This window comes from Mycobacterium sp. KBS0706 (assembly GCF_005938675.2).
Lineage (GTDB): Bacteria > Pseudomonadota > Alphaproteobacteria > DSM-16000 > Inquilinaceae > Inquilinus.
On the sequence record NZ_VCCH02000077.1, the window covers coordinates 1 to 22,395 of the forward strand.

Annotated in this window: 21 protein-coding genes and 1 pseudogene; 14 read left to right on the top strand and 8 right to left on the bottom strand. The window is 68.1% G+C overall.

Features of this window, described 5'->3' with window-relative positions:
- Window positions 1-399 precede the first annotated feature (399 nt).
- From FFK22_RS30805 to FFK22_RS30855, 12 genes and pseudogenes are all read left to right on the top strand, one after another.
- Window positions 400-1,650: an ABC transporter substrate-binding protein gene (locus FFK22_RS30805; RefSeq protein WP_221938977.1), complete on the top strand. Its 1,251-nt coding sequence runs from the start codon at window positions 400-402 to the stop codon at window positions 1,648-1,650.
- Window positions 1,647-2,543 (top strand): carbohydrate ABC transporter permease, encoded by an 897-nt coding sequence (locus FFK22_RS30810; protein ID WP_221938978.1) that lies wholly within the window; start codon window positions 1,647-1,649, stop codon window positions 2,541-2,543. The genes FFK22_RS30805 and FFK22_RS30810 overlap by 4 nt, the downstream gene beginning before the upstream one ends.
- Window positions 2,540-3,415, top strand: a complete 876-nt coding sequence (locus FFK22_RS30815) for a carbohydrate ABC transporter permease (protein ID WP_221938979.1) — start codon at window positions 2,540-2,542, stop codon at window positions 3,413-3,415. The genes FFK22_RS30810 and FFK22_RS30815 overlap by 4 nt, the downstream gene beginning before the upstream one ends.
- The gene (locus FFK22_RS30820) at window positions 3,412-4,290 is read left to right on the top strand and encodes an ROK family protein (protein ID WP_138893584.1); all 879 of its coding nucleotides are present in this window, start codon (window positions 3,412-3,414) and stop codon (window positions 4,288-4,290) included. Before FFK22_RS30815 ends, FFK22_RS30820 begins: the two co-directional genes overlap by 4 nt.
- A complete protein-coding gene (locus tag FFK22_RS30825) occupies window positions 4,287-5,036 on the top strand; it encodes a GntR family transcriptional regulator (RefSeq protein ID WP_143956894.1) in 750 nt (249 codons plus the stop codon). Before FFK22_RS30820 ends, FFK22_RS30825 begins: the two co-directional genes overlap by 4 nt.
- An 18-nt stretch (window positions 5,037-5,054) precedes the next feature.
- Window positions 5,055-5,852, top strand: coding sequence for a sugar isomerase domain-containing protein (locus tag FFK22_RS30830; protein ID WP_138891869.1), 798 nt, complete (start codon window positions 5,055-5,057; stop codon window positions 5,850-5,852).
- Window positions 5,853-5,917: 65 nt separating this feature from the next.
- Entirely contained in the window at window positions 5,918-7,198 is a 1,281-nt protein-coding gene (locus FFK22_RS30835; protein ID WP_221938980.1) for an ABC transporter substrate-binding protein, read from the top strand.
- A 26-nt stretch (window positions 7,199-7,224) separates the two neighbouring features.
- On the top strand, window positions 7,225-8,142 hold the full coding sequence (locus FFK22_RS30840; RefSeq protein ID WP_138891868.1) for a carbohydrate ABC transporter permease: 918 nt from the start codon (window positions 7,225-7,227) through the stop codon (window positions 8,140-8,142).
- On the top strand, window positions 8,139-8,972 hold the full coding sequence (locus FFK22_RS30845; protein WP_221938981.1) for a carbohydrate ABC transporter permease: 834 nt from the start codon (window positions 8,139-8,141) through the stop codon (window positions 8,970-8,972). Before FFK22_RS30840 ends, FFK22_RS30845 begins: the two co-directional genes overlap by 4 nt.
- Complete coding sequence (locus FFK22_RS30850; RefSeq protein WP_221938982.1) at window positions 8,972-9,700, top strand: PIG-L deacetylase family protein; 729 nt, start codon at window positions 8,972-8,974, stop codon at window positions 9,698-9,700. Before FFK22_RS30845 ends, FFK22_RS30850 begins: the two co-directional genes overlap by 1 nt.
- 376 nt (window positions 9,701-10,076) lie before the next feature.
- Window positions 10,077-10,190, top strand: a pseudogene (locus tag FFK22_RS44560) (CBS domain-containing protein); the annotation flags it as partial.
- Window positions 10,191-10,205: 15 nt separating this feature from the next.
- Entirely contained in the window at window positions 10,206-10,751 is a 546-nt protein-coding gene (locus tag FFK22_RS30855) for a CBS domain-containing protein (protein ID WP_373683767.1), read from the top strand.
- A 58-nt stretch (window positions 10,752-10,809) separates the two neighbouring features.
- Here the strand turns inward: FFK22_RS30855 and FFK22_RS43315 are convergent, their stop codons facing one another.
- Window positions 10,810-10,986, bottom strand: a complete 177-nt coding sequence (locus FFK22_RS43315; RefSeq protein WP_186002739.1) for a hypothetical protein — start codon at window positions 10,984-10,986, stop codon at window positions 10,810-10,812.
- 309 nt (window positions 10,987-11,295) lie between these two features.
- On the opposite strand from FFK22_RS43315, the gene FFK22_RS30860 reads away from it, so the two are divergent.
- Window positions 11,296-12,858, top strand: coding sequence for an ABC transporter substrate-binding protein (locus FFK22_RS30860; RefSeq protein WP_138891866.1), 1,563 nt, complete (start codon window positions 11,296-11,298; stop codon window positions 12,856-12,858).
- Between the two features lie 19 nt (window positions 12,859-12,877).
- On the opposite strand, the gene FFK22_RS30865 is transcribed toward FFK22_RS30860, so the two are convergent.
- From FFK22_RS30865 to FFK22_RS30895, 7 genes are all read right to left on the bottom strand, one after another.
- Entirely contained in the window at window positions 12,878-13,879 is a 1,002-nt protein-coding gene (locus FFK22_RS30865) for an ABC transporter ATP-binding protein (RefSeq protein WP_138891865.1), read from the bottom strand.
- On the bottom strand, window positions 13,876-14,859 hold the full coding sequence (locus tag FFK22_RS30870) for an ABC transporter ATP-binding protein (RefSeq protein WP_138891864.1): 984 nt from the start codon (window positions 14,857-14,859) through the stop codon (window positions 13,876-13,878). Before FFK22_RS30870 ends, FFK22_RS30865 begins: the two co-directional genes overlap by 4 nt.
- A complete protein-coding gene (locus tag FFK22_RS30875) occupies window positions 14,856-15,755 on the bottom strand; it encodes an ABC transporter permease (protein WP_138891863.1) in 900 nt (299 codons plus the stop codon). The genes FFK22_RS30870 and FFK22_RS30875 overlap by 4 nt, the downstream gene beginning before the upstream one ends.
- On the bottom strand, window positions 15,730-16,674 hold the full coding sequence (locus FFK22_RS30880) for an ABC transporter permease (protein WP_138891862.1): 945 nt from the start codon (window positions 16,672-16,674) through the stop codon (window positions 15,730-15,732). Before FFK22_RS30880 ends, FFK22_RS30875 begins: the two co-directional genes overlap by 26 nt.
- 88 nt (window positions 16,675-16,762) lie before the next feature.
- A complete protein-coding gene (locus tag FFK22_RS30885; RefSeq protein WP_138891861.1) occupies window positions 16,763-17,794 on the bottom strand; it encodes a dipeptidase in 1,032 nt (343 codons plus the stop codon).
- A 97-nt stretch (window positions 17,795-17,891) separates the two neighbouring features.
- Window positions 17,892-19,898, bottom strand: a complete 2,007-nt coding sequence (locus tag FFK22_RS30890) for a CocE/NonD family hydrolase (RefSeq protein WP_306770198.1) — start codon at window positions 19,896-19,898, stop codon at window positions 17,892-17,894.
- Window positions 19,899-19,990: 92 nt separating this feature from the next.
- The gene (locus FFK22_RS30895) at window positions 19,991-21,343 is read right to left on the bottom strand and encodes an SRPBCC family protein (RefSeq protein WP_138891859.1); all 1,353 of its coding nucleotides are present in this window, start codon (window positions 21,341-21,343) and stop codon (window positions 19,991-19,993) included.
- A 127-nt stretch (window positions 21,344-21,470) separates the two neighbouring features.
- Here FFK22_RS30895 and FFK22_RS30900 point away from each other — a divergent pair, with 127 nt between their 5' ends.
- A complete protein-coding gene (locus FFK22_RS30900; protein ID WP_138891858.1) occupies window positions 21,471-22,364 on the top strand; it encodes a LysR family transcriptional regulator in 894 nt (297 codons plus the stop codon).
- The last annotated feature ends 31 nt before the right edge of the window (window positions 22,365-22,395 follow it).

Below are 22,395 nucleotides of genomic sequence, written 5' to 3' on the forward strand. Positions count from 1 at the left end.
TGACCTGGAGTGAAGCAGACGAGCACCAGGAACCCAGATCATGATGAGCACGGTTGCGCATGGGCTCTACCGGATCATCGGGCTCGATCCCGCGATCTCGGGTTGTGACACCGCCTCGACGCGATGACCAAAACCCGCCGGAACAAGCGACCTGTTCGCAACGGCCATTGCGGCGGCCAAAACAATGCTGTTGGCGCATTCGAGGTCGGGGTCGTCGTGGTCTCCGACCGCTCCGCTGGTGCCCGGTCTTCGACGGCAAATCGTCCCGCGTACGTCGCGCTTGGTTATGTCGTTATAATGACATATAGAGTTAGCATATTAAGCTACAGTCATGGGGAGTAGGGGATGGGAGGTATTCGATCGACGAAGGCGGCTGTCCTCGCCGCTGTGATCCTTGCATTGCCGCGTTTCGGTGCCGCCGCCGAGGTTACCGTCTCGTTCCTCACCCACTGGCCGCCGGAGACCGTGGCCCAGCTGAAGGCCGCAGCTGATCGCTATCAAGAGGACCATCCCAGCGTTTCGGTCGAGATCCGTGCGGTTCCGTTCGGCGATCTCTTGACCACCCTGCGCTCTCAGGCCGGGCGCGAGAATGGGCCGACCATCGCCGGCATCTACGATCTCTGGCTGCCCGAGCTGGCGCGCGACGGCATCGTCGCGGAGATGCCCGCGGCACAGGCGGCGGATGTCGGCGCCAACTGGCCGCAGGCGGTGGCCGGGGCCGCCAGCGTCGGCGGCAAGCCATACGGCTATCCGAACGAAATCGACCTCTATGCCCTGATCTACAACAAGCGGCTCTTCGCCGAAGCGGGGATCACGGCGCCCCCGAAGACCTGGGACGAGCTGCTGGCGGCCGCGGACAAGCTGACCGTGCGCGATGGCGGTCGGATCACGCGGCAGGGTTTCGGCCTGATCAATTCCTGGGCCGCCGGGGTGGTGCACCCCTTCGGTTCGCTGCTGGCCTCGAATGGCGGCGCCCTGATCGCCGAGGGCAAGCCTGCGCTCGACAGCGAGGCGGCCCGGCAAAGCTTCGAGCTGATCCAGACCCTGATCGACCGCAAGCTGTCGGACCCGACCATGGCGACGGCCGACGCCAACACCACGGGGCCGTATCTCGACAACTTCGTCTCCGGCAACACCGCCATGATCGTCATGGCGAACTGGTGGGAATCGGCGTTGCGCGCCGGCATGGGCGACCGCTTCGCCGACATCGCCACGGCGCCGATCCCGGTCGGGCCCAAGGGCGACGGACCGCACCCGGTCTCCTATTCCTGGCTGACCGTGGTCAATGCCGCGGCAGGCGAGGCGGAGAGGGCGGCGGCCTGGGACTTCCTGGCCTGGCTGAACGGGCCGCAATCCGGTGAGGGCGGGGCTTCGGCGATGGGCGGGCTCCTGCTGGCCATGGGCATCCTGCCCTCGCGCAGCTCCGACATCGCCGCCTTCGCCGACCGGCTGAGCACGCCGTTCCTCAAGGGGTATGTCGACCAGCTGCCGGCGGCGCGGCCGTTCCCGGTTGTGCTCGGCGGGCAGGAGTTCACCGAGGCACTCCAGCAGCATCTCGAAGCGGTGCAGTACGGCCAGGCCACCGCGGCGGACGCCCAGGCTGCAGCCCAGTCCGACGTAGCCTCGATCCTGGAGCGTGCCGCGCAATGATGGTGGCCGCCCGCCACGGCCGGTGGACCGCGGTGCTGCTGGCGCCGAGCGTCGGGCTGATCGGCATCTTCGTGCTGGTGCCGATGGCGCTGACGGTCTGGCTGTCGTTCCACCGCTGGTCGACCCAGACCGGCTTCGGCGACGCCACCTGGATCGGCCTCGGCAACTATGAGGACCTGTTCGGCCCCGGCTCGGTCGGGCGGGACTTCCGGCAGGCGATGGCCAACACCGCGCTCTATGCGGCGCTGTCGATCGCATTGCTGCTGCCGCTTTCGGTCGGCTTCGGGGTCCTGGTGCACCAGGCTCGCCTGCGCGGCGCCGGCCTGCTGCGCACCGTCCTGTTCAGCACCTACATGGTGCCGATGATCGCGGTGGCGCTGGTCTGGTCGAAGCTGTACTCGCCCAGCGAGGGACCATTGAACCAGATGCTCGGCTGGGTGGGGCTCGGCCCATCGCCGTTCCTGTCGTCGCCCAGCACCGCGCTGGTTTCGATCGTCTTCCTCAATGTCTGGCAGCAGGTCGGTTACTTCACCGTGCTGGTGGTCGCCGGGCTGACCCAGATCCCGGACCCGCTCTATGACGCGGCGCGGATCGACGGCGCCCGGCCGGCCCGGCTGTTCCGGTCGATCACGCTGCCACTGCTGCGGCGCACGCTGCTGTTCAGCGGCGTGATCGCGCTGATCAACGCGGTGCAGGTGTTCGAACCCGTGGCGCTGATCACCCAAGGCGGCCCGATCGGTTCGACCAATGTCATGACCTTCCACATCCGTCGGGTCGGCATCGAACGCGCCCAGGGCGGGCTGGGGTCCGCCATGGCGGTGGCGTTGCTGCTGGCGCTCGTGGTGGCCGTGGCGGCCGCCTTCGCCCTGGCGCGGCGGGAGCCGGAGGCATGACCATGGCCGCTGCCTTTCCCGAGGCGGCCGCCCGGCCGCGGCACCGGATCGCGGCGGGGCGGGCGGCGCTGCATGCCTTGGCTCTCGCGGCCGGCGTCGCTGCCGCCTTCCCTTTGGCCTGGATGGTGCTGTCCAGCCTGAAGACCCCGGCCGAGACGATGCGCACGCCCCCGGTCTGGCTGCCGGCGGTGCCGATGCTCGACGCCTATGCCGCGGTCGCGGAGGTGATCGATGTCGGCCGCGCCTTCCTGAACTCCCTGGTGATCGCCGGGGTGACCACGGCGGGCATCCTCACGACCAGCCTGATGGCCGGCTACGTCTTCGCCAAGCATCGTTTCCCCGGCCGCGGCGCGCTGTTCGCCGTGATGCTGGCGACCATGTTCCTGCCGCCGATCGTGACCCTGATCCCGCTCTACCGCATCGTCGGCGCGCTGCAGCTGGATGCCAGCCTGGCGGGCGTGATCCTGCCGAACCTGGCCAACGCCTTCGGCATCTTCCTCATGCGCCAGTTCATCGCCGGGGTGCCGAACGAGCTGATCGAGGCGGCGCGGCTGGACGGCGCGTCCGAGCTGCGGATCGTCTTCCGCATCGTCGCGCCCGTGGTGATGCCGGCCCTGGCGGCGTTGGCGCTGTTCGCCTTCGTCTACCACTGGAACAGCTATCTCTGGCCGCTCACCGTGCTGCAAGGCGATGACCGGCAATACCCGATCGTGCTCAGCCTCAGCCGCCTGCTCAGCTACAACCGCAGCGCGCTGAACACCGGGCTGGTGATGGCCGGGGCGACGCTGGCCGTGCTGCCGCCGCTTCTGCTGTTCGCGCTGCTGCAGCGCTTCTTCGTCAAGACCATCGTCAGCACGGGGTTGACAGGATGAAGCGCGTCCTCGCCCTCGACCTCGGCGGCACCAGCCTGCGGGCGGGCCGCTCCCGCGCCGATGATCCCGCCGCCATCGAGATGCTGGGCCGATGGCCGGCGCCGCGGCAGCCGGATGCCCTGCGGGCGGCCATCCTGCGCCTGGTCGAGGACCTGGAGCGAGACGCGCCGCTGGCCGGGATCGGCATCACAATACCGGGGCTGGTTGAGGCCACGACCTGCCGCTGGGTGCCGAACCTGCCGGAGCTCGACGGCATCGACCTGGCCGCGCTGCTCGGCCGTCCGGTCTCGGTCGGCAACGACGCGCATCTCGCGCTGCTGGCCGAAGCCGAAGGTGGTGCCGCCCGCGGGCTACGCGATGTCCTGCTGCTCGCCATCGGCACCGGGATCGGCTCCGCCGTCCTGGCCGATGGCCGGATCCTGCGCGGGGCGCGGGGTGGCGCCTGCTCCTTCGGCTGGGCCTGTGCCGATCTGGACGACCCGGGGGCGGAGCGCGCCGGATGGCTCGAGCGCCAGGCTTCGGGCTCAGCCCTCGATGCCGCGGCCGCGCCGGGGCAGAACGGACCCGCGCTGATCGCCGCGGCCCAGCAGGGAGCCCCCGATGCTCTCGCCGCCGTCGAGCATGCGGGCCGGGCGGTCGGTGCCGTTTTGGCTGGCGCCGTCGGGTTGCTCGACCCGGCCGTCATCCTCCTGGCGGGCGGGGTGGCGGAGGCCTTCGACCTGCTGGTGCCGACGATCCGGACGATGTTGCACCGGCACCTGCCGCCGCATCTGCACCAGGTGCCGATACGGATCGGTGCGTTTGGTCCGCAAGCCGGGCTGGTCGGGGCCGCCTTCGCCGCGGCACGCGGTGCCCAATGGTGGAAGCTGTCATGAGCGACACCTTGCTTCTCCCCGACCGCCGCCGGCCCGAGCCGCTGTGGCATCAGGTCGAGCAGGCGATCCGCGCCCGCATCGCCCAGAACCTCTGGCCGCCGGGAAGCCAGCTGCCGGCCGAGGACAAGCTGTGCGAAATGCTCGGTGTCAGCCGGATCACCCTGCGGCACGCCATGCGGAACCTGGAGGCTAGTGGGGTCCTTCGGCGCGAGCATGGCCGCGGCACATTCGTGCGCAACGCCACCCTGGTGGCCGGCGCCCGCGGCCTGACCAGCTTCACCGACGAGATGGCGCTGCTTGGCCTGTCCGGCGGCTCGCGGATCCTGGACAAGGCCTGCATCCCAGCCTCGCCCGAAGCCGCGGCCGCCCTGGCGATCGAGCCGGGCGAGCCGGTGGCGCGGATCCGCCGGCTACGGCTTGGCGACGGCCTACCGATCGGCGTGCAGGACGCGCATCTGCGCCTCGACCGCGCTCCCGGCATCCTGGAGGACGAGCTGGCCGGCGGCTCGCTCTACGCTCATCTGCGCCAGCGCTACGGCATCGTGCCGTTCGAGGCCACCGAGACCTACCGCGTCGCAGCTGCCGCGACCGAGGAGGCCGACCTGCTCGGCATCCCGCCCGGCAGTCCCGCCTTCATGGTCGAGCGCATCACCGTCGACGATCGCGGCCCCTTCGAGTTCACCGTCTCCACCATGCGGGGCGATCGCTACGAGATCCGCTCGACGCTCCGCAGCACCCATCCCTGACAGGAAAGACAGGCCTTCATGACCGATCTCTATCTGCATCGCATCACCGCCCTCATCGCCGAGGCCGGCCGCGCCAACGATGCCGGGCTCGATCAGGCAGCCGGGCGCTTCGCCGACAGCCTGGCCGGGGGCGGGCTGGTCCATCTGTTCGGGTCGGGCCATTCGGTGCTGCCCTGCCAGGAGGCGTTCCCGCGCTACGGCTCCTATGTCGGCTTCAATCCACTGACCGATCCGCGGGTGATGTGGCACAACGTGCTCGGCGCCGGCGGCGTGCGCGAGCTGCTGTGGCTCGAGCGGACCGAGAACTATATCGACAAGTTCCTGGACCACCAGCCGTTGAACGCCGGCGATTCCCTGATCGTCTACAGTCATGGCGGGCGCAATTCCGCCGGCATCGAGGCGGCGATCTACGCCAAGGCGCGCGGGCTGTTCGTGGTGGCGGTGACCTGCGCCAAGACCCTGGACCGGCCGGCGAGCCATTCCTCCGGCAAGCGGCTGGCCGACGCCGCCGATCTGGTGATCGACACCGGCGCGCCGGTCGAGGATGCGGTGGTCCCGGTCGAGGGGTGGAGCCGGCCAGTGTCCGGCGTCTCGACCGTCCTGGCGATGATCCTGACCCATGAGCTGATCGCCCGCACTGCAACGGCACTGGCGGACCGAGGGATCGAACTACCGACCTTCGCCTCGCCGACCATTCCCGGGGTGACGCTGCACGACACCGACAAGGTCTACGGCGTCTATCGCGAGCGGATTCTGGAGGCGCAGAAGCGCCACCTCGGAACCTTCCAGGCGAAGATGGCGGGCGGCGCCGGCTAGCCCGCAGGGCAGGGGCCCGGCCCGAAGCGGGCCCGACATCACGATAAAAACAACGGAGGCTGACCATGCTGCGACGGGATTCGACGACAAGGGGCCGGCGGGGTGCCGCCGCGATCGCGGCGGCGCTGCTGGCCGGCGCGCTGATGGCCGCACCGGGCGTGGCTCGGGCGGAGGACACGACGGTCACGATTTGGAGCTGGCGCACCGAGGACCAGGCGGCGATGGAGCAGATCTTCGCCGGCTTCTCGGCCCAGCATCCGGGGATCAAGGTCAAGCTGCAGTTCACGCCCGACGCCGACTACCAGAACCGGCTGAGCACAGCCCTGCGCGGCGGCGAAGGCCCGGACATCGCCCAGCTGAAGGCCTATGGCGAGCTGCAGCCGCTGGTGGAGGCGGGCTATCTCGACGCGATCGACGACGCCGTGCCGGAGCTGAAGGACTTCCCGGAGGCGGCGCTCGGCGGCGCACGCGGCCTCTCCGACGGCAAGCTCTACGGCGTGCCCTATTCCACCCCGAACATGGGCGTGTTCTACAACACCGACCTCTTCGCCAAGGCCGGGGTGGGGGTGCCGAAGACCTATGACGACTTCGTCGCCGCCTGCAAGGCGCTGAAGGCGGCCGGAATCGTGCCGATCGCGGCCGGCGGCGCCAACGGCTCGGCCTGGGCGCTGGAGATCAGCGCCGGCGTGGTCGGCCCGAACATCTATGGGCCCGACTTCTACGACCGCATGATGAAGGGCCAGGCCCGCTTCACCGATCCACTGTGGGTCAAGACGCTGCAGCGGCTGAAGGACCTCCGGCCCTATTACCAGGACGGCTTCGCCGGCACCGACTACACGACCGCCATCCAGCAGTTCGTCAACGGCCAGACGGCGATGTTCTTCGGCGGGTCCTGGGAGAACGGCAGCTTCAAGGCCCAGAACCCGAAGCTGAAGTTCTCGATCTTCGCCTTTCCGGCCGACGCCGCGGGCCAGCCGGCCTTCACCTCGACCTTCGCGGACGGGTCCTACGGGCTGGTGACGGATTCGGAGCACAAGGAGGCCGCGACCGAGGTGCTGCGCTTCATTGCCTCCGCGGGCTTCTCGCAGCAGTTCGCGGACATGCTCGGCTGGCCGCCGGCCCGCAGCGGCGTGACCGCGCATGATCCCGTGCTGCAGCAGATGATGGCGATGCAGGCGCACAGCACGCCCTATCTGACGCTGGTCGGCTTCCGCTGGCAGACGCCGACCGCCTCCTCGGTGCTCCAGGCCGAGGTGATCGACATGATCGACGGCAAGATCGCCCCGGAGAAGCTGGCCGCGGACATGGACCAGGCCGTCAGCGGCTGGTTCAAGCCGAAATCCTGAGTCCGGCCGCACCGGAGAGCAGGCGAATGCGGCTGGGCCGGTCCTGGCGGGTGCATGGGGCGGCGGCGATGTTCGTCGCCCCGGCACTGCTTCTCTATGCGCTGTTCATCGTCTACCCGCTGGCGCGATCGCTGTGGGGCAGCCTGTTCCAGTGGCGCGGGCTGCGACAGCTGGGCTTCATCGGGCTCGACAACTTCGCCCGGCTGTTTGCCGAGCCCAGCCTGACGCGAGTGGCCGGCGCACTGCTGCACAACGCGGCCTGGTTTGCCGGCATCATGCTGCTGCAGAACGCGTTGGGCCTCGTCCTCGCCTATCTCCTGTTCTTGCGGAACCGGGGATCGCAGCTGCTGCAGTCGGTCTTCTTCCTGCCGGCGATCCTCAGCCCGGTGATCGTCGGGGCGCTGTGGCGCCTGCTGCTGGCGCCGGACGGGCCGCTCGACGCCGCGGCCCGGGCCATGGGGCTGACCGATGCGCCGCTCACGATGCTCGGCGACAGCAGCTGGGCGCTGTGGGTGCTGATCGCCGTCGACGCCTGGAACTGGATGGGGCTGCCGGTGCTGGTCTTCCTCGCCGGATTCCAGGCGATCCCGTCCGAGGTGTTCGAGGCGGCGAGGCTGGAGGGCGCGACTGCCGCCCGTATCCTGCGCTCCATCGCCCTGCCGCTGCTGCTGCCTGCGGTCAGCTCGCTGACGACGCTGACCTTCATCAACAGCTTCAACCAGTTCGACCTCGTCTATGTGATGGAAGGCGTGCAGGGCAACCCGTCCTACTCGACCGACACCCTGGTCACCTATTTCTACCGCCTCGCCTTCGGGGCGGAGGGCAGCGCCGGCATCACCGACATCGGCCTCGCGCTGGCGCTCGGCAGCGGGCTGTTTCTCCTGCTCTCAGTGTCGACCGTGGCGATCCTGCGCTACTTCGACCGCAAGGCGGCCGCGCTGTGACCGGTCACCCGCGTGCATGGCGGCGCTGGCCGGGCTGGATCCTGTTGTTCGCCTGGGCCGCCGCCGTGATGGTGCCGCTCTACATCCTGATCGTCTCGTGCTTCAAGTCGACCGGCGAGATCTATGCCGACAGCCTCGGCCTGCCGTCTTCCTGGACCTTCGACAACTTCGTGCAGGCGTGGGAGCGCGGGCGGTTCAGCCTGTACCTGCTCAACAGTCTGCTGGTCACCGGCGGCGCGGTGGTCCTGACCATCCTCGCGGCGGCGATGGCGGCGTATCCGCTCAGCCGCTACCGGCTATGGTGGGGGCTGCCGCTGCTGGGCTTCTTCCTCGCCGGCATCATGATTCCGGTGCGGCTCGGTTCGGTCGAATTGTTCAACCTGATGAAGAGCCTGTCGCTGCTCGACTCCCGGCCAGGGCTGGTGCTGGTCTACGCGGCGATCCGCATCCCCTTCGCCGTGTTCATCTTCGCCAACTTCATGCGTGCCGTGCCGCAGGACCTGGAGCACGCGGCGCGCATCGACGGCGCGCGGGAATGGCGGATCCTGTTCCAGATCATTCTGCCGCAGATCCGCCCGGCGGTCGGCGTGGTCGCCATCTTCACGGCGATCGCGGTGTGGAACGACTTCTTCTTCCCGCTGATCTTCATCTTCGACGACGACCTGAAGACCGTGCCGCTCGGCGTCACCACCTTCATCGGCCAGTACCGGACCGATTGGGGTCTGCTGTTCGCGGCCTTGACGATCTCGATGGCGCCGTTCCTGCTGTTGTACCCGTTCGTGGCCCGGCGGCTGCGCGAAGGCGTGGGCGCCGGCGGAGGGATCCGCTGATGGAAGACATATTGCTGTCCGGCCGCCCGATCCTGGTGATCGGTGCCCATGCCTTCGATGCCGAGGTGATGGCCGGCCCGCTGGCCGCAGCGGCAGCCGCCCGCGGTGCCACGGTCACCTTCCTGCATCTGTCGCTGGGCGAGCAGGGACACAGCGAGCTGCCGCCGGACCAGTATGCCGAGCAGAAGCGGCAGGAGGCCGCGGCCGCTGCGGCAGTCCTGGGCGTCCGCTGGCAGACGCTCGACCTCCCTGACGCCTTTGTCCCGGACGACGACGCGACCGCGCTTCGCGTCTGCGACGTGGTCCGCGAGGTCCGGCCGGAGGTGGTGATCGGCCACTGGCACGGCAGCTGGCACAAGGACCACCGGGCGGCCCACCGACTGGCGACGACAGGCGTGTTCTTCGCCGGCCTGCCGACGCTCGTCCGCCAGGCACCGGCGCACGACGTACGGCACATCCTGTTCGGCGAGAACTGGGAGGACGATGAAGGCTTTCGCCCCGAGCACCTGGTCGACGTCACGCCCGGGTTCGATCTCTGGCGCGCGGCGGTCGCCGAGTACGCGCTCGGCCGTGGCCTCGGCTCCTTTCCCTATGTCGACTACTACAGCGCGCTCTACCGGATGCGGGGCTGCCTGCGCGGCACGACCTATGCCCAAGGCTTTGCCTCGGCCTCGCTGTCATGGGCGGCCAATGCGGGGCAGTTTCTGCCGCCGCGCCCCTCGACCTGATGAGCAGCCGCTTGACGAGGAGCCGGCGAGATACGAAGCGGAACTGAAGGTTGGTTTGGCCGACGGATCTGACGCTGACTCGCACGCCAGAGAGCGGCTTCCAATATCAGGCGCATTCAATCGGTGATCGAGAGAGTCTGGTTGCGCGGGCAATTGTGAAGTCGCTGTGAGTTGGCCGGCAATGGCGCCCCCCGGTCACCATCGAGGCCGGGTGGGGAGTCTCTGCCGGCGGGTATCGGAGACCTAAGGAGGGGCATGGCGCCAACCTGGCGCCATGTTTCGCGCAATGGTGCCATGAAAAAGGATGTGCAGACAGCGACTTAGGCGCCGGCGTGTGCCGGTGCTTTAATCTTGCCCTACCGCCGTCTCTCTCTCTCTCTCTCTCTCTCTCTTGGCGGCGATCCGGATCATGCTCGGGCGCGGGATCAGCGGCCTGCCCGTCGTCGACGAGGAGGGAGACCTGGTCGGCATGATCACCGAAGGCGACCTGCTTCGCCGGGTCGAGATGCGCACCGAGAAGCGACGTCCCGACTGGTTGGCCTTCTTTACCGGCACCGACCGGCTGGCACGCGAATACGTCCAGTCGCACAGCCGCAACGTCGCGGACGTGATGACGCGGGACGTGGTCTCGGTCTCCGAAGACGCCCCGCTGGAAGAAATCGTGGAGCTGATGATCGGCCGGCGGATCAAACGCGTGCCGGTTGTGCGTGGCACCAAGCTGGTCGGCATCGTCACTCGTGCCAACCTGCTGCATCTCCTGGCCGAACTGCTGGATGTCCGGGCCGAGAGCGGCAATGACGACAAGGCGATCCCTGAGCGGATCTTCGCCGAGCTGAGCGAACAGCTCTGGGCCCGGGTCGAAGGGATGCGGGTCGATGTGCAGCATGGGGAGGCGACGCTCACTGGCGTCATCACCCACGAGTGGGTCCGCGATGCCCTCCGCGTAGCCGTGGAAAACGTGCCCGGGGTGGAGGGGGTCAAGGACGACATGCTCCTGCTCGAGCCTTTCACCGGCACGATCCTTGATCCCGCTCTCCAGCGACGGCTTTGAACGCAGCGGCGCGCGATCGAAGACGTCGGGAACTGGCCGGGCCCGATTGCGGTGGCCGTCAGGGCACTGCGGTGCCGAAGAGGGGCCCGAGCCCGAAGCCGACCAGGTAGGCCAGCGCGGCCGCCATCCTCGGCGAGCGCGGGCTGGCGGAGAGCCCGTACTCCTCCGCCAGCATGGTGCGGATCTCCAGGTCAACATCGATCAGCGTGCGGCGCTGGCGGAGCAGGCGAAGCATGCCGCCTACGTGAAGGCCGGCGACATCATCGCCGATTTCCAGGTGCCGGAGGTCGATGGCGCGCTTCTCTCGCTCCGCATGTTGCTGACATCCGGGCCTGAATGGCTCACAAAAGCCACGCCTGGAGATAGGGTGCCGTGCGCGCGGAACTGATTGGCGGGTGCTCCAATGTCCGTCTCGGGCAGGTACAGTATAGTCGTGTATGGAACCACGACGGCGGACGCGTCATCATTCGCCGTCGGAGGGGCGATCCGATCCGCCGCAACGCCGGCCCTCCTTCGTAAATGAACAAACAGGGAGCAACAGGCGATGATCAAGATGACGGAGATGGACCGCCGGCAATTCCTGCTGGCGACGGCAGCGGCCAGCGCCCTGACGGCGCTGGGAGGCATCCCCGCACAGGCGCAGGCGCCGAAGGTGCTGCGGATCCGGTCCTATTCGGACCTGCAGGTGCTTGACCCTGCCTATCGGCTGGCGGCGCCGGAGGACGACATCTTCCGCAGCGTGCTGCCGGCGCTGATCACCTACAAGAGCGGCGGTGACAAGTGGGAGTGGAAGCTGGACGCGGCGGAATCGATCGAGCAGGTCGACGACACCCATATCCGCTTCAAGCTGCGGCCGGGCTGGACCTGGTCCGGAGGCTTCGGCGAACTGACAGCCGAGGACGTCAAATTCTCGTTCGAGCGTATCGCCGACCCCGCCAACAAATCACCCTATCAGAGCGATTGGGCGGCACTGGACCATGTCGAGATCACCGACGCCCATTCCGGGGTGATCGTGCTGAAGGAGTATTTCGCGCCGCTCTGGTCGACCACCCTGCCCACCGGGTCGGGCCGCATCGTCTCGAAGAAGGCGGTCGAGGCGCTGCCGGACAAGAAGTTCACCACCACGATCCCGGCCGGCTGCGGCCCCTACCTCCTCAAGGAATGGCAGCCCAAGCAGCGAACGACGTTGGTCCGCAATCCGGACTACAAGGGGTCGGCGCCTTATTTCGATGAGATCCATATTCTGCCGATCGAGGACGAGAAGGCGGCCGAGGTTGCCTTTGATGCCCGCGAACTCGACTTCACCCAGATCGGCCTTGGCACCCTGGCGGGCTATAAAGGCCAGGCGCCAGCCGGCACCGCGTTGGTCAACAAGCCATCCCTGGCCTTCATCTGGCTCGGCATGAATGTCGAGAACGAGATCCTGAAGAACGAAAAAGTCCGCAAGGCGATCCAGCGGGCGGTCGACGTCGATTCCGTGCTCGACGCCGCCTATTACGGCGAAGCTGCACGGTCGACCGGCATCGTCGCACCCGGCCTGATCGGCCATCGGGACGCCAATCTGAGCAAGTTCGACCCGGAGGCGTCGCGGGCGCTGCTGGCCGAGGCGGGGGCCAGCGATCTGCACCTCACCGTCCACCTGCAGAACAAGACCGATTATCTCGCCATGGCCCAGGTGCTGCAGGCCAATCTCGCCGATGTCGGCATCACGGTGGAACTGGTGCCACTGGATTCCGGCAGCTTCTGGACACTGGGTGACCAGAGCGCCGGCGACAGCTGGAAGAGCATCCAACTGATCATCAGCCGGTTCTCGATGAACCCGGACCCGGCCTGGGCGACCGAATGGTTCACCCCGGAGCAGATCGGTGTCTGGAACTGGGAGCGCTGGAACAGCGCTGAGTTCGGCCAGCTCGACAAGGACGGGGTGAAGGAGCGCGATGTGGCCAAGCGCGACACGCTCTACAAGCACATGCAGGATCTGATGGAGGACAGCGGTGCCTATCTGTTCCTGACGCACGGTGCCGCTGCGTTCATCCACCGGTCGCAGCTCCGGCCGGGACTTTGGCCGGACGGCAAGCCCGCCTTCCACGAATTCACCGAGGCGTGAGGCCGGTCATCGGCCCTTCTCAAGCGAGAGGGGCCGGTCGATCCAAGGGAAAATGGCAGCGGATCTCGCGGCCGCCGCCATGGTCGTGCAGGGTCGGGGCCTCCGCGGCACAGCGCGGCTGGGCGAAGGGGCAGCGGGTGCGGAACTCGCATCCCTGCGGCCTGCGAGCCAGGCTCGGAACCTCCCCCTCCAGCACGATCTCCGCCCGCCGCCGCGTCGGGTCGGGATCGGGCTGGGCTGCAAGCAGCGCCGCGGTGTAGGGATGGGCCGGCCGGGCATAGATCGCGGCGGTCGGGCCGCGCTCCACGATCCGGCCGAGATACATGATCGCGATCTCGTCCGCGATGTGGCGGACAAGGGCGAGGTTGTGGCTGATGATCAGATAGGTCAGGCCCAGGTCGCGCTGCAGGTCGCCGAGCAGGTTGATCACCTCGCCCTGGACGGAGACGTCGAGTCCGGCAGTCGGTTCGTCCGCCACGACGAGCTTCGGCGACAGGGCCAGCGCCCGTGCGACGCCGACCCGACGCGCCTGGCCGCCGCTCAGCTCATGCGGGTAGCGCCCGGCGAATCCGGCTGGCAGGCCGACCAGGTCGAGCAGCCGCGCCGCCTCCCGCCGCGGATCGGCATCTCGGATGCGGTGGATGATGAAAGGTTCGCCGATCAGCGACTGCACGTTCATCCGCGGGCTCAGCGAGGCGACCGGGTCCTGGAACATGAAGGCAGCTTCGCGCCGGAACAGCGCGGGCGCATGCCGCGCGCCGGCCGCGAGCTCGACCCCGTCGAAGCGCACCCGTCCGGCGTGGGAGCGGGTCAGGCCCAGCGCGGCGCGCGCCAGCGTGGTCTTGCCGGATCCGCTCTCGCCGACCAGCGCCAGGGTCCGTCCGGCCGCGACAGCGAGGGACACGTCGAGCACCGCGTCGATGAAGCGGTTTTGCAGCCCCGCGAGCCGCGCCAGGAGCGGTCCGGCGATCCGGAACCGCACGCCCAGGCCGTCGATGGCGAGCAGCGGGGCGCCGGTCATGCGCCCTCGCCGGCGAAATGGCAGCGCGCGCGCCGCGTTGCGGAGACGGCGTTCCAACTCGGTGCCTCCACCCGGCAACGATCTTCGGCGCGCGGGCAGCGAGGGTGGAAAACGCAGCCGGATGGCGGCTGCACCAGGTCCGGCAAGTCGCCCGGAATCGTCGGCAGCGTCCGGCTGACCACGTCGATCCGCGCCGGGTCGCAATCGAGCAGCATCCTCGTGTAGGGGTGGCGCGGAGTGTGGAACACGTCGAGGACCGTGCCTTCCTCGACAACCTCGCCGGCGTAGAGGATGACCACCCGGTCGCAGAGCTCGGCGACCAGGCCGAGATCATGCGAGACAAACAGGATTGCGCCGTCGATTTCGCGTCGCAGCCGGCGCAGCAGATGGACGATCTGCGCCTGCAGCGTGACATCGAGCGCGGTCGTCGGCTCATCCGCGATCAGCAGCGCCGGGTTCATCAGCAGGGCCATGGCGATGGCGATGCGCTGCCGCATCCCGCCGGAGAATTCGTGCGGATGAGAGGCCAGCCGCTGCGCGGCGTCGGGGATGCCGACCCGTTCCAGCGCCGCCAGGACCCGGGCCCGCTTGCCGGTGCGGGACAGCGTCGCGTCCCGGTACTGGATGTCGATCATCTGCGACCCGATCGACAGCACCGGATTCAGCGACGTCATCGGGTCCTGGAACACCATGGCGACGGTCTGGCCGCGCAGTTTCCGCAATCCGGCCGGCGGCAGCGACAATACGTCCTGGCCGCAGACGGCGACCGTGCCGGAGCGGATCTCGGCATTGGCGGGCAGGAGCCGGGTCGCGGCGAGGGCGAGGGTCGACTTGCCCGAGCCGCTTTCACCGACCAGCCCGACGATCTCGCCACGGCGTGCGGTCAGGTCGACCCGGCGCAGCGCCTGCACCGCGCCGGCGGGGCTGTGGAAGGCGACCGAGAGGTCGCGGATCTCCAGGACCGGATCGGTGCCGGTCATCGCCGGCTCCGCAGCCGGGGGTCGAGCAGGTCGCGCAGCGCCTCGCCGAGGAAGGTGAAGCCCAGCGTTGCCAGGATCAGAGGAATGCCGCCGCTGACCACGATCCATGGCGCCTCGCGGATGAAGGAATAGCCTTCGTTCAGGATCCGGCCCCAACTCGGCGCTGGCGGCGGCACGCCCAGGCCCAGGAAGGTCAGCCCGGCCTCGAGCGTGATCACCACCGGGATGTCCATGCTGGCGAGGATCAGGAGCGGCCCGACGACGTTGGGCAGGATGTGCCGCAGCAGGATCCGTGGCGTGCCGGCCCCGAGCGAACGTTCGGCCAGGACGAATTCGGCCGTCTTCAGCGACAGGGTCGATGTCCGCACCAACCGCGCATAGGTCGGAAAGGTGGTGACCACGATCACCAGCAGGACGCTGGCCGAGCTCGGCCCCAGGACGGTGATCACGGCCAGCGCCAGCATGACTCGCGGAAAGGCGTTCACCGTGTCGAACAGCAGGACGAACAGGCTGTCGGCCCAGCGCGGCCCGTAGCCGGCGATCAGGCCCAGGGTCAGCCCCAGCAGCACCGACAGGCCGGTGGCGACGGATGCGAAGTAGAGGGCGATGCGGCTGCCTTCGACCACGCGCGAGAACACGTCGCGCCCGAGATTGTCGGTGCCGAAGAGGTGCAGGAGGGAAGGGGGCAGGAAACGGTCCCGGACCGCGATCTTGAACGGATCGTAGGGGGTGATCCAGCCGGCGAACAGGCCGCAGGCCAGCAACAGCAGCACCAGCACCAGCCCGGCCAGGCCGAGCGGGTCGCCGAGCAGGCGTCTCGACAGGGACGGGCCGCCGACCGCGCCGGTCCGAACCGGCGGGGGCGCAGCCTCAGAGACCGGCTCGGACACGGGCATCGAGAAGCGCCACCAGGAGGTCGGCGAGGAGGTTGAACAGGGCGAAGAGAAAGACGGTGACCAGCACCGCACCCATGACCACGGGGTAGTTGCGGGTCTGGGCCGCGCCGAACACCAGAGAGCCGATGCCGGGGCGGTTGAACACGACCTCGGCGAAGACGGCGGAGGACAGCAGGCTGCCGATGCCGATGCCGATCAACGTCACCGTCGGGAGGATGGCGATGCGCAGCGCATAGCGGTAGACGATCGTCCGCTCCCTGAGGCCGAAGGCCCGGGCGGTGCGGATGTGGTTCTCTCCCATCACCTCCAGCATCGAGGCGCGCACCAGACGCGCGAGATAGCCGACCCAGCCGAGGCCGACCGCGAAGGCCGGAAGGATCAGGTGCAGCAACTGGTCTCCGGGATCGCCCGCATTGCCGGCGCCGATTGCAGGAAGCCACTGCAGGGCGACGGCGAAGATCAGGAGCCCGTAGATGGCGACGACGAAGGACGGCATCGAGATGGTGGCGACCGAGACCACGCCGACCAGCCGGTCAACCAGCGTCCCGCGCCGTACCGCGGACAGGCAGCCGAGCGGGATACCGAGCACGACCGCCCAGCCGAGGCCGGCCAGCGCCAGCGCCAGCGTGTGCGGCAGGGCTTCCATGACGATGGTGGCGACGCTGCGGTTGCTCATCACGTCGACGCCGAGATCGCCGCGCAGGGTGTTGCCGAAGAAATACAGGACCTGCAGGACGAGCGGCTGGTCGAGGCCCATGCGGGCACGCAGCGCCGCCTTCATCGCGTCGCTCGCCCGTGGCCCCAGCGCGATGCTCGCGGGATCGCCCGGGATGACATAGACCGCGCAGAACAGGATCGTGAGCGCGAGCACGCAGATCAGCAGGGCGAGGCCGAGGCGCTGCAGCGCGTACCAGATCACCGGCCGACGCCCCCTCTCTCCGACCCTCTTGCCTCATGCGGGAGGCGAGGCAGGGGGGTGGTGGGGAAGGCCGTGCCCTGCCGCCGGCTCACCGCCAGATCTCGCCAGCGAGGCGCAGGAAGTTGCCGCCCAGGACACCGCGGACGACCTCCTCGGGATGGCCGCGGCGGAGCAGGATATCGGTGAGCTCAACGAGCTGGGACGGCGCGGCGTAGTTGGTCTTGACGCCGGCATAGCCCCGGTCGGGCGGCCAGAAGTCGGGATTGGCCTCGATCACGGTGTCGATGCCCGGGGCATCCACGGGGAAGGCGTAGTCGAGGCCGAGTCCGACATGTCGCGGCCCGGCGAGGTCCAGGAGATAGTCGACGTGGTCCGCCAGCCGCTCGGACCGGACGTCATTCTCGCCCAGGAACAGCCCGAGGCCAACGACGCCGACAATGCCGCCGGTGGCGGCACAGGCCTTGATCTGATCGTCGCGGATATTGCGCTCGTGATCGCAAAGCGCCCGCGGATTGGAATGCGAGAAGATCACAGGGCGGCCGGAATACTCCATCGCCTCCATGCTGGTGCGATGGCTGCAATGGGTGACGTCCACGAACATGCCGAGGCGGTTCATCTCGTCGATCACGGCGCGACCGAAATCGGTCAGGCCGACATTCTCGTCGTGGCAGCCGCCGCCGGTAAGGTTGTTGCGGTTATAAGCGAACAGCATCTGCCGGACGCCGAGCCGGTGATAGAACTCGACCATCTCGATCCGGCCGTCGAGGGCATTCATGCCCTCGATGTCGAAGGTCACGGCCATCTTGTGGTCCGCCCTGGCCCGTTGGACCTCGGCGGCCGTCCCGACCAGGGCGAAATCGTCCGGGTGCGCCAGGATCCAATGCCGGAAGGCGGCGAGGGTCTTGACCGTGCGTTCCCATGGCAGAAGATCGAAGCCGACATCGATCGACAGATAGTCGACGCCCGCGTCGCGCCACAGCCTGAGGTTCTCCAGATCGGCGGCCGGGTCGGGCATGAAGCCGGAGTGGGTGTCCCAGACCAGGGCGTCGTCGTAGAGCGCGCGGGCCCGCGCGCCAACGGTCGACGCTGCCGTCCCCACCCTTTCGCCGCGGTCCGCCATCACGACTCTCCTTCGTCATGCCCCGTCAGGCACAAACACGACTGTACGGTATGTTGAGGTGCAGACAACCCTATCGACCGCTCGATCTTCGGCGGCTTTACACCAGGTCGCGGGGAATGGTGGTCGTCCACGCCCGGCTGCACACCAGATTGTCGTCCTCATAGGCTTCGAGCGCGGCATCCAGCAGGAACTCGGTCGGAGTCGAGCGCAGAACCGTCCGCGTCTCGGTCCGGATCCGCCAGGCGCCACGTCCCATGCGCAGGGTATAGGATTTGGTGATCACGGCGGAGTTGGGGTCGGTCTCGCCGATCCGATGCTCTGATCGCTTGATTGCCTCATGCTCCAGCCCATGCGCGTCGAGCCGTTCGACGCCGGCATCCTCGACCGTGGTCATCACCGTCTCTCCGGTCGCGTGGTCGCGGGTCCAGTGCACGGTGGTCGTGCCTTCGCGCAGCACGGTCTTCCGCTGCGGCGGGGCGATCTGAGCCGGCGGGAAGTCGGGCAGCGCCGCGTCTTCGGCCCGCGGCGGGCGAACCGGCAGCAACAGGCTGCTCGTGCCGGACTGCAGGGTCAGGGTGAACGCTTCGGGCGACGGCCAGGCTATCGGCCAGTAGCTGGTCGAGATCGCGACCCGGATGCGGTGGCCGGCCGGGAAACGGTGGGCGATGTCGTTGAGCTTGACGGCGACACGATAGCAGCGGCCGGGCTCGAGCGGTGCCGGCGCCTCGTCGCTGTCGCGATGGGTGAGGTTCAGGAGGCCGTAGGTGACGCGCAGCGACCGGCCGTCGGGCGCGACGTCGTTCAGGCGTACCGCCACCAGAGCGACCGGCTTGTCCGCCGCGACCTCCAGCTCGACCACCGGCGCGCCGAGGATCTCGACCGGGGCGGCCAGAGGGGCGGTGTCGAAGACCAGGGATTTGCCGTCGTCCTCGCGCTGATCGCTGGGGAAATCGGCGCCGACACCGTAGGGGCACCAGCGGCCGGAGCCGAGACCGGCGTGCTGCGGCGACCGGATGGTCAGGGTGGTTGGGAGGCCCGGTTCGCGGTCGAGACCGCCGGCATTCAGCGCCCAGCGTTCGGCTTCGATCCGTGGACTGGGCCAGGAGGCTTCGGCCACCCAGCGGCCGGGCCGATCCTCGTAATGCGGCTGGGGGTCGACCCAATCCTCCATCCAGGCCCTGAGCATCGGCTCGTCCATGATGCCGGTTTCCCGGCGCTTGAGCCATTGATCCCACCAGCGAAGGCATTCCTGCAGGAAGCCGATCCGCGGCCCGGGCTTGGCGAAATGCGGGTATTTGTGCGCCCAGGGCCCGATCAGCCCCTTGCGCGGCACCGACAGTCCGGCGAGCAGGCGCGGGATGGCGTTGGAATAGCCGTCGCCCCAGCCGCCGACGGCATAGACCGGGCAGGTGATGGCGCCGAAATCCTCGCACACCGAACCGTGCTTCCAATAGGCGTCACGGCGCTGGTGCCGGGTCCAGATGTCGACCAGGAGCGGCTCCTGCTCCAACCGTTCCAGCCACATGGCCCGCCAGGCGTCGCCGACCAGCGCCGGGTCGGGCGGATTGGTCATGATCCCGAACATGGTCGAGGCCCAGCCGATGTTGTCGTTCAGCAGGCATCCGCCCATGTAATGGACGTCGTCGGCATAGCGATCGTCGGTCGAGCACAGGGTGATGACGGCCTTCAACTGCGGCGGCCGGCGGGCCGCGACCTGCAGCCCGTTGAAGCCGCCCCAGGAAATGCCGATCATCCCGACAGCCCCGGTGCACCAGGGCTGCGCCGCAATCCAGGCCAGCACTTCCAGCGCGTCGTCCTGCTCTTGCTTGAGATACTCGTCCTCCAGCACGCCGTCGGACTCGCCGCTGCCGCGCATATCGACCCGGACACAGGCATAGCCGTGGCCGGCGACATAGGGATGGGTCAGGGTGTCCCGCTCCGACGTGCCTTCGCGCTTGCGATAGGGCAGGTACTCCAGGATCGCCGGCACCGGATCGGCCTCGGCATCCTCCGGCAGCCAGATTCGTGCCGCAAGCCGGCAGCGGTCGGACAAGGTGATGAAAACATTCTCGATCTCACGGACCGAGCGAGGAAAGTGAGCCACGATATCCAAGATCAGGGCCTCCACTGCGCCATTCGTTGTCCCGGGCGGGATCATGCTCCGCCCTGATCGGCCATTCGGCGCACATCCTGAACTCAGGCGCCCGCCGAGGATACAGGCGCGGTGGTGCAGGCCGCCTTGGGTGAGGCGAAAAGCTGTGCCGGCGCGCTCCATTGCCGCTTCGTGCCGGAGCTTTCGCCGGTCAACAGCGTACGCATCTCCGAGAGATAAGTCGCGACGAAGAAAGCGGTCTGCGATTCCAGCGGCGTATACGGGCCGGGGCGGTAGGCGCGCGAGGCGATGCCGTCGGCATTATCCTCGACGATCTTCTTGTCCTGCACGGTCGTGACGTCCCACATCCAGGCGATTTTTTCGGCGTCGATCTCGCTATCGGCGTCCTTGTCGACCAGCCAGGTCAGGATGACGTCGGTCGCGTTCACATCGCGCGGGATCATCTGGACCATGCACAGATAGTCGTTGGGAGCGCTGAGGAAGCAGAGCCGGCCGATGCGGAACCCGGTCTCGCCCCCGTCATACGCGGTTCGTCCGCCCATCAGCCGCGAGACCGGCTGTCCGTCGTCCGAGAGCGTCTTGCGCCCCGAGCCGATCGGCTTGCGGTGCATGGCGTAGGGCACCCGGTCGAGGCCGCCCGCTTCCCAGGCCCCTTTGTGGAACTCGGCATCGCCGATGATGCTATGCCAAGCCTCGATCTCCTTCTGCCATTCGGTCGCCTTGTTGGCGTCGCGCATGGCGGTGACTTTCACGTGGCCGTTGACGCGGAAGTATTCAGGATGTGCCGGCCGGCAGTGGTAGCATTCGAAGAAATTCTCAAGCACCAGCTTCCAGTTGGCTTTGGTCGGATAGCTCTTGCGCAAGACGATGCGGGCCTGGTCGACCCCGTGCTCGCGCAGCCCCTGCGAAAGACCTCTGGCGAGCGGGTCCATGTCCGGCAGGGCCAAAGCATCGAGCCCGCACATCACAAGGCCGCCAACGGAGCGGGTCGGTACCTTGTGCAGGCCGAGCGCCTCGGGGTCGGCGTCCTCGGGCAGATCCCGTTGCGTCTGGAGTTCTCCGGTCAGGCCGAACGACCAGGCATGATAGGGGCACACGAGCAGACGGCCGCGGCCATCTTTCGTGCACAGCCGCGACCCGCGGTGGGTGCAGACGTTGTAATACGCCGAGATATCGGCCTCGCCGTCACCGTGGCGGACGACGATGATCTCCTCGTCGAACAGCTGCCGCACGATGTAGCGACCCTTTTCCGGCACCTCGCTGAGGTGGGCGACGATCACCCATTGGCGCGGAAACCACAGCTCGCGCTCGAGCGCGAAGATATCCGGGTTGCGATAGAAGGCCTGTTCGAGAGACCAGTCGGCCCGTTGCCGGTCGATCAATGCGACGACATCGTTGCGGATGGCTGCGAACCCATTCTGTCCCACGGCGTTCACCGCTACTCTAGCGTTGGCGGGATGACCCTTGGTTGCCAGCGTCCAACGAGTTGAGGCCCATCGCAACTATGGTTATGGCAGCGATACATATCGAAAAGGCATGCTCGCGGAGTTGGGTGGAGGGGTTGTGAGGACACTCAAGGCCTCCCTTCCTCTGCTGAATGCCATGGTGGCCTTCGAAGCGGCTGCGCGCTGCGCCAGCCTGACGCTTGCCGCCGATGAACTCGCTGTCGCGCAGTCGGCCGTCAGCCGGCACATCGCCAATCTCGAAACCCATCTCTCGATCAGCCTGTTCGAGCGCAAGGGCAACCGGGTCCTTCTCACCGAGGCCGGAGGCATCCTGGCTGACGCGATCCGCGAGGGTCTCGGCACAATCCGCGATGCGGTAAACCTGCTGCAAGCCCCGGAGCGCGAGACGCTGATCATCGGCAGCGGCTACGACCTTGTCCAGGCTTGGCTCATGCCACGCTTCGAGCTGGTGACGTCGCAGGTCAAGGACGGTCGCGTGATGCTGCTCACCACCTCCGATCCGAAGGCGCTGAGCGAGCCGGAGGTGGCAATCTCCATCCGCTTCGGCAAGCCGGAGGACTGGCCCGGCTTCATCGCCGAGAAGCTGTTTGACGGCGAATGGTTTCCGGTCTGCTCGCCGGCGTTGCTGAAACGGTACCCGGCACTTGGTCGCGAAGACCCTTCGGCTTTTCTCGACGTGCCGCTCCTGCATCTCGCGGCCCCGCCGGGCGCCGTCGACACCTGGAATGCCTGGATCGGCACCGATCGCGAGCTGGCCGGTCCGACCTTCACAAGCTACCTGCCGATGCTGCACGAGGCCATCGCCGGCCGGGGGGCCGCGCTCGCCTGGATGGGCTTCGTGGAGGAACAGTTGCGGCTTGGTCAGCTCGTGCGGCTGCCTGGCGCTTCACGCCGGCACGGGGGCGCGTTCCACATCCTGACCCGGCGCAGGACGAGCGCCACCGTGCAGTCCGTCGTCAAAGCGTTGCGCGAAAGCGCAATGACTGGCTGAACGGGGCTTCACAACGGCACCGTCCACTCCG

Bases quoted from the DNA above. Each gene is read 5' to 3' on its own strand.
- FFK22_RS30860 (WP_138891866.1), top strand. From the start codon at position 11,296: ATGATCAAGATGACGGAGATGGACCGCCGGCAATTCCTGCTGGCGACG.
- FFK22_RS30875 (WP_138891863.1), bottom strand. From the start codon at position 15,755: ATGCCCGTGTCCGAGCCGGTCTCTGAGGCTGCGCCCCCGCCGGTTCGG.
- FFK22_RS30855 (WP_373683767.1), top strand. From the start codon at position 10,206: ATGCGCACCGAGAAGCGACGTCCCGACTGGTTGGCCTTCTTTACCGGC.
- FFK22_RS30820 (WP_138893584.1), top strand. From the start codon at position 3,412: ATGAAGCGCGTCCTCGCCCTCGACCTCGGCGGCACCAGCCTGCGGGCG.
- FFK22_RS30815 (WP_221938979.1), top strand. From the start codon at position 2,540: ATGACCATGGCCGCTGCCTTTCCCGAGGCGGCCGCCCGGCCGCGGCAC.
- FFK22_RS30870 (WP_138891864.1), bottom strand. From the start codon at position 14,859: ATGACCGGCACCGATCCGGTCCTGGAGATCCGCGACCTCTCGGTCGCC.
- FFK22_RS30825 (WP_143956894.1), top strand. From the start codon at position 4,287: ATGAGCGACACCTTGCTTCTCCCCGACCGCCGCCGGCCCGAGCCGCTG.
- FFK22_RS30865 (WP_138891865.1), bottom strand. From the start codon at position 13,879: ATGACCGGCGCCCCGCTGCTCGCCATCGACGGCCTGGGCGTGCGGTTC.
- FFK22_RS30840 (WP_138891868.1), top strand. From the start codon at position 7,225: ATGCGGCTGGGCCGGTCCTGGCGGGTGCATGGGGCGGCGGCGATGTTC.
- FFK22_RS30835 (WP_221938980.1), top strand. From the start codon at position 5,918: ATGCTGCGACGGGATTCGACGACAAGGGGCCGGCGGGGTGCCGCCGCG.
- FFK22_RS30830 (WP_138891869.1), top strand. From the start codon at position 5,055: ATGACCGATCTCTATCTGCATCGCATCACCGCCCTCATCGCCGAGGCC.
- FFK22_RS30810 (WP_221938978.1), top strand. From the start codon at position 1,647: ATGATGGTGGCCGCCCGCCACGGCCGGTGGACCGCGGTGCTGCTGGCG.
- FFK22_RS43315 (WP_186002739.1), bottom strand. From the start codon at position 10,986: ATGCTTCGCCTGCTCCGCCAGCGCCGCACGCTGATCGATGTTGACCTG.
- FFK22_RS30850 (WP_221938982.1), top strand. From the start codon at position 8,972: ATGGAAGACATATTGCTGTCCGGCCGCCCGATCCTGGTGATCGGTGCC.
- FFK22_RS30885 (WP_138891861.1), bottom strand. From the start codon at position 17,794: ATGGCGGACCGCGGCGAAAGGGTGGGGACGGCAGCGTCGACCGTTGGC.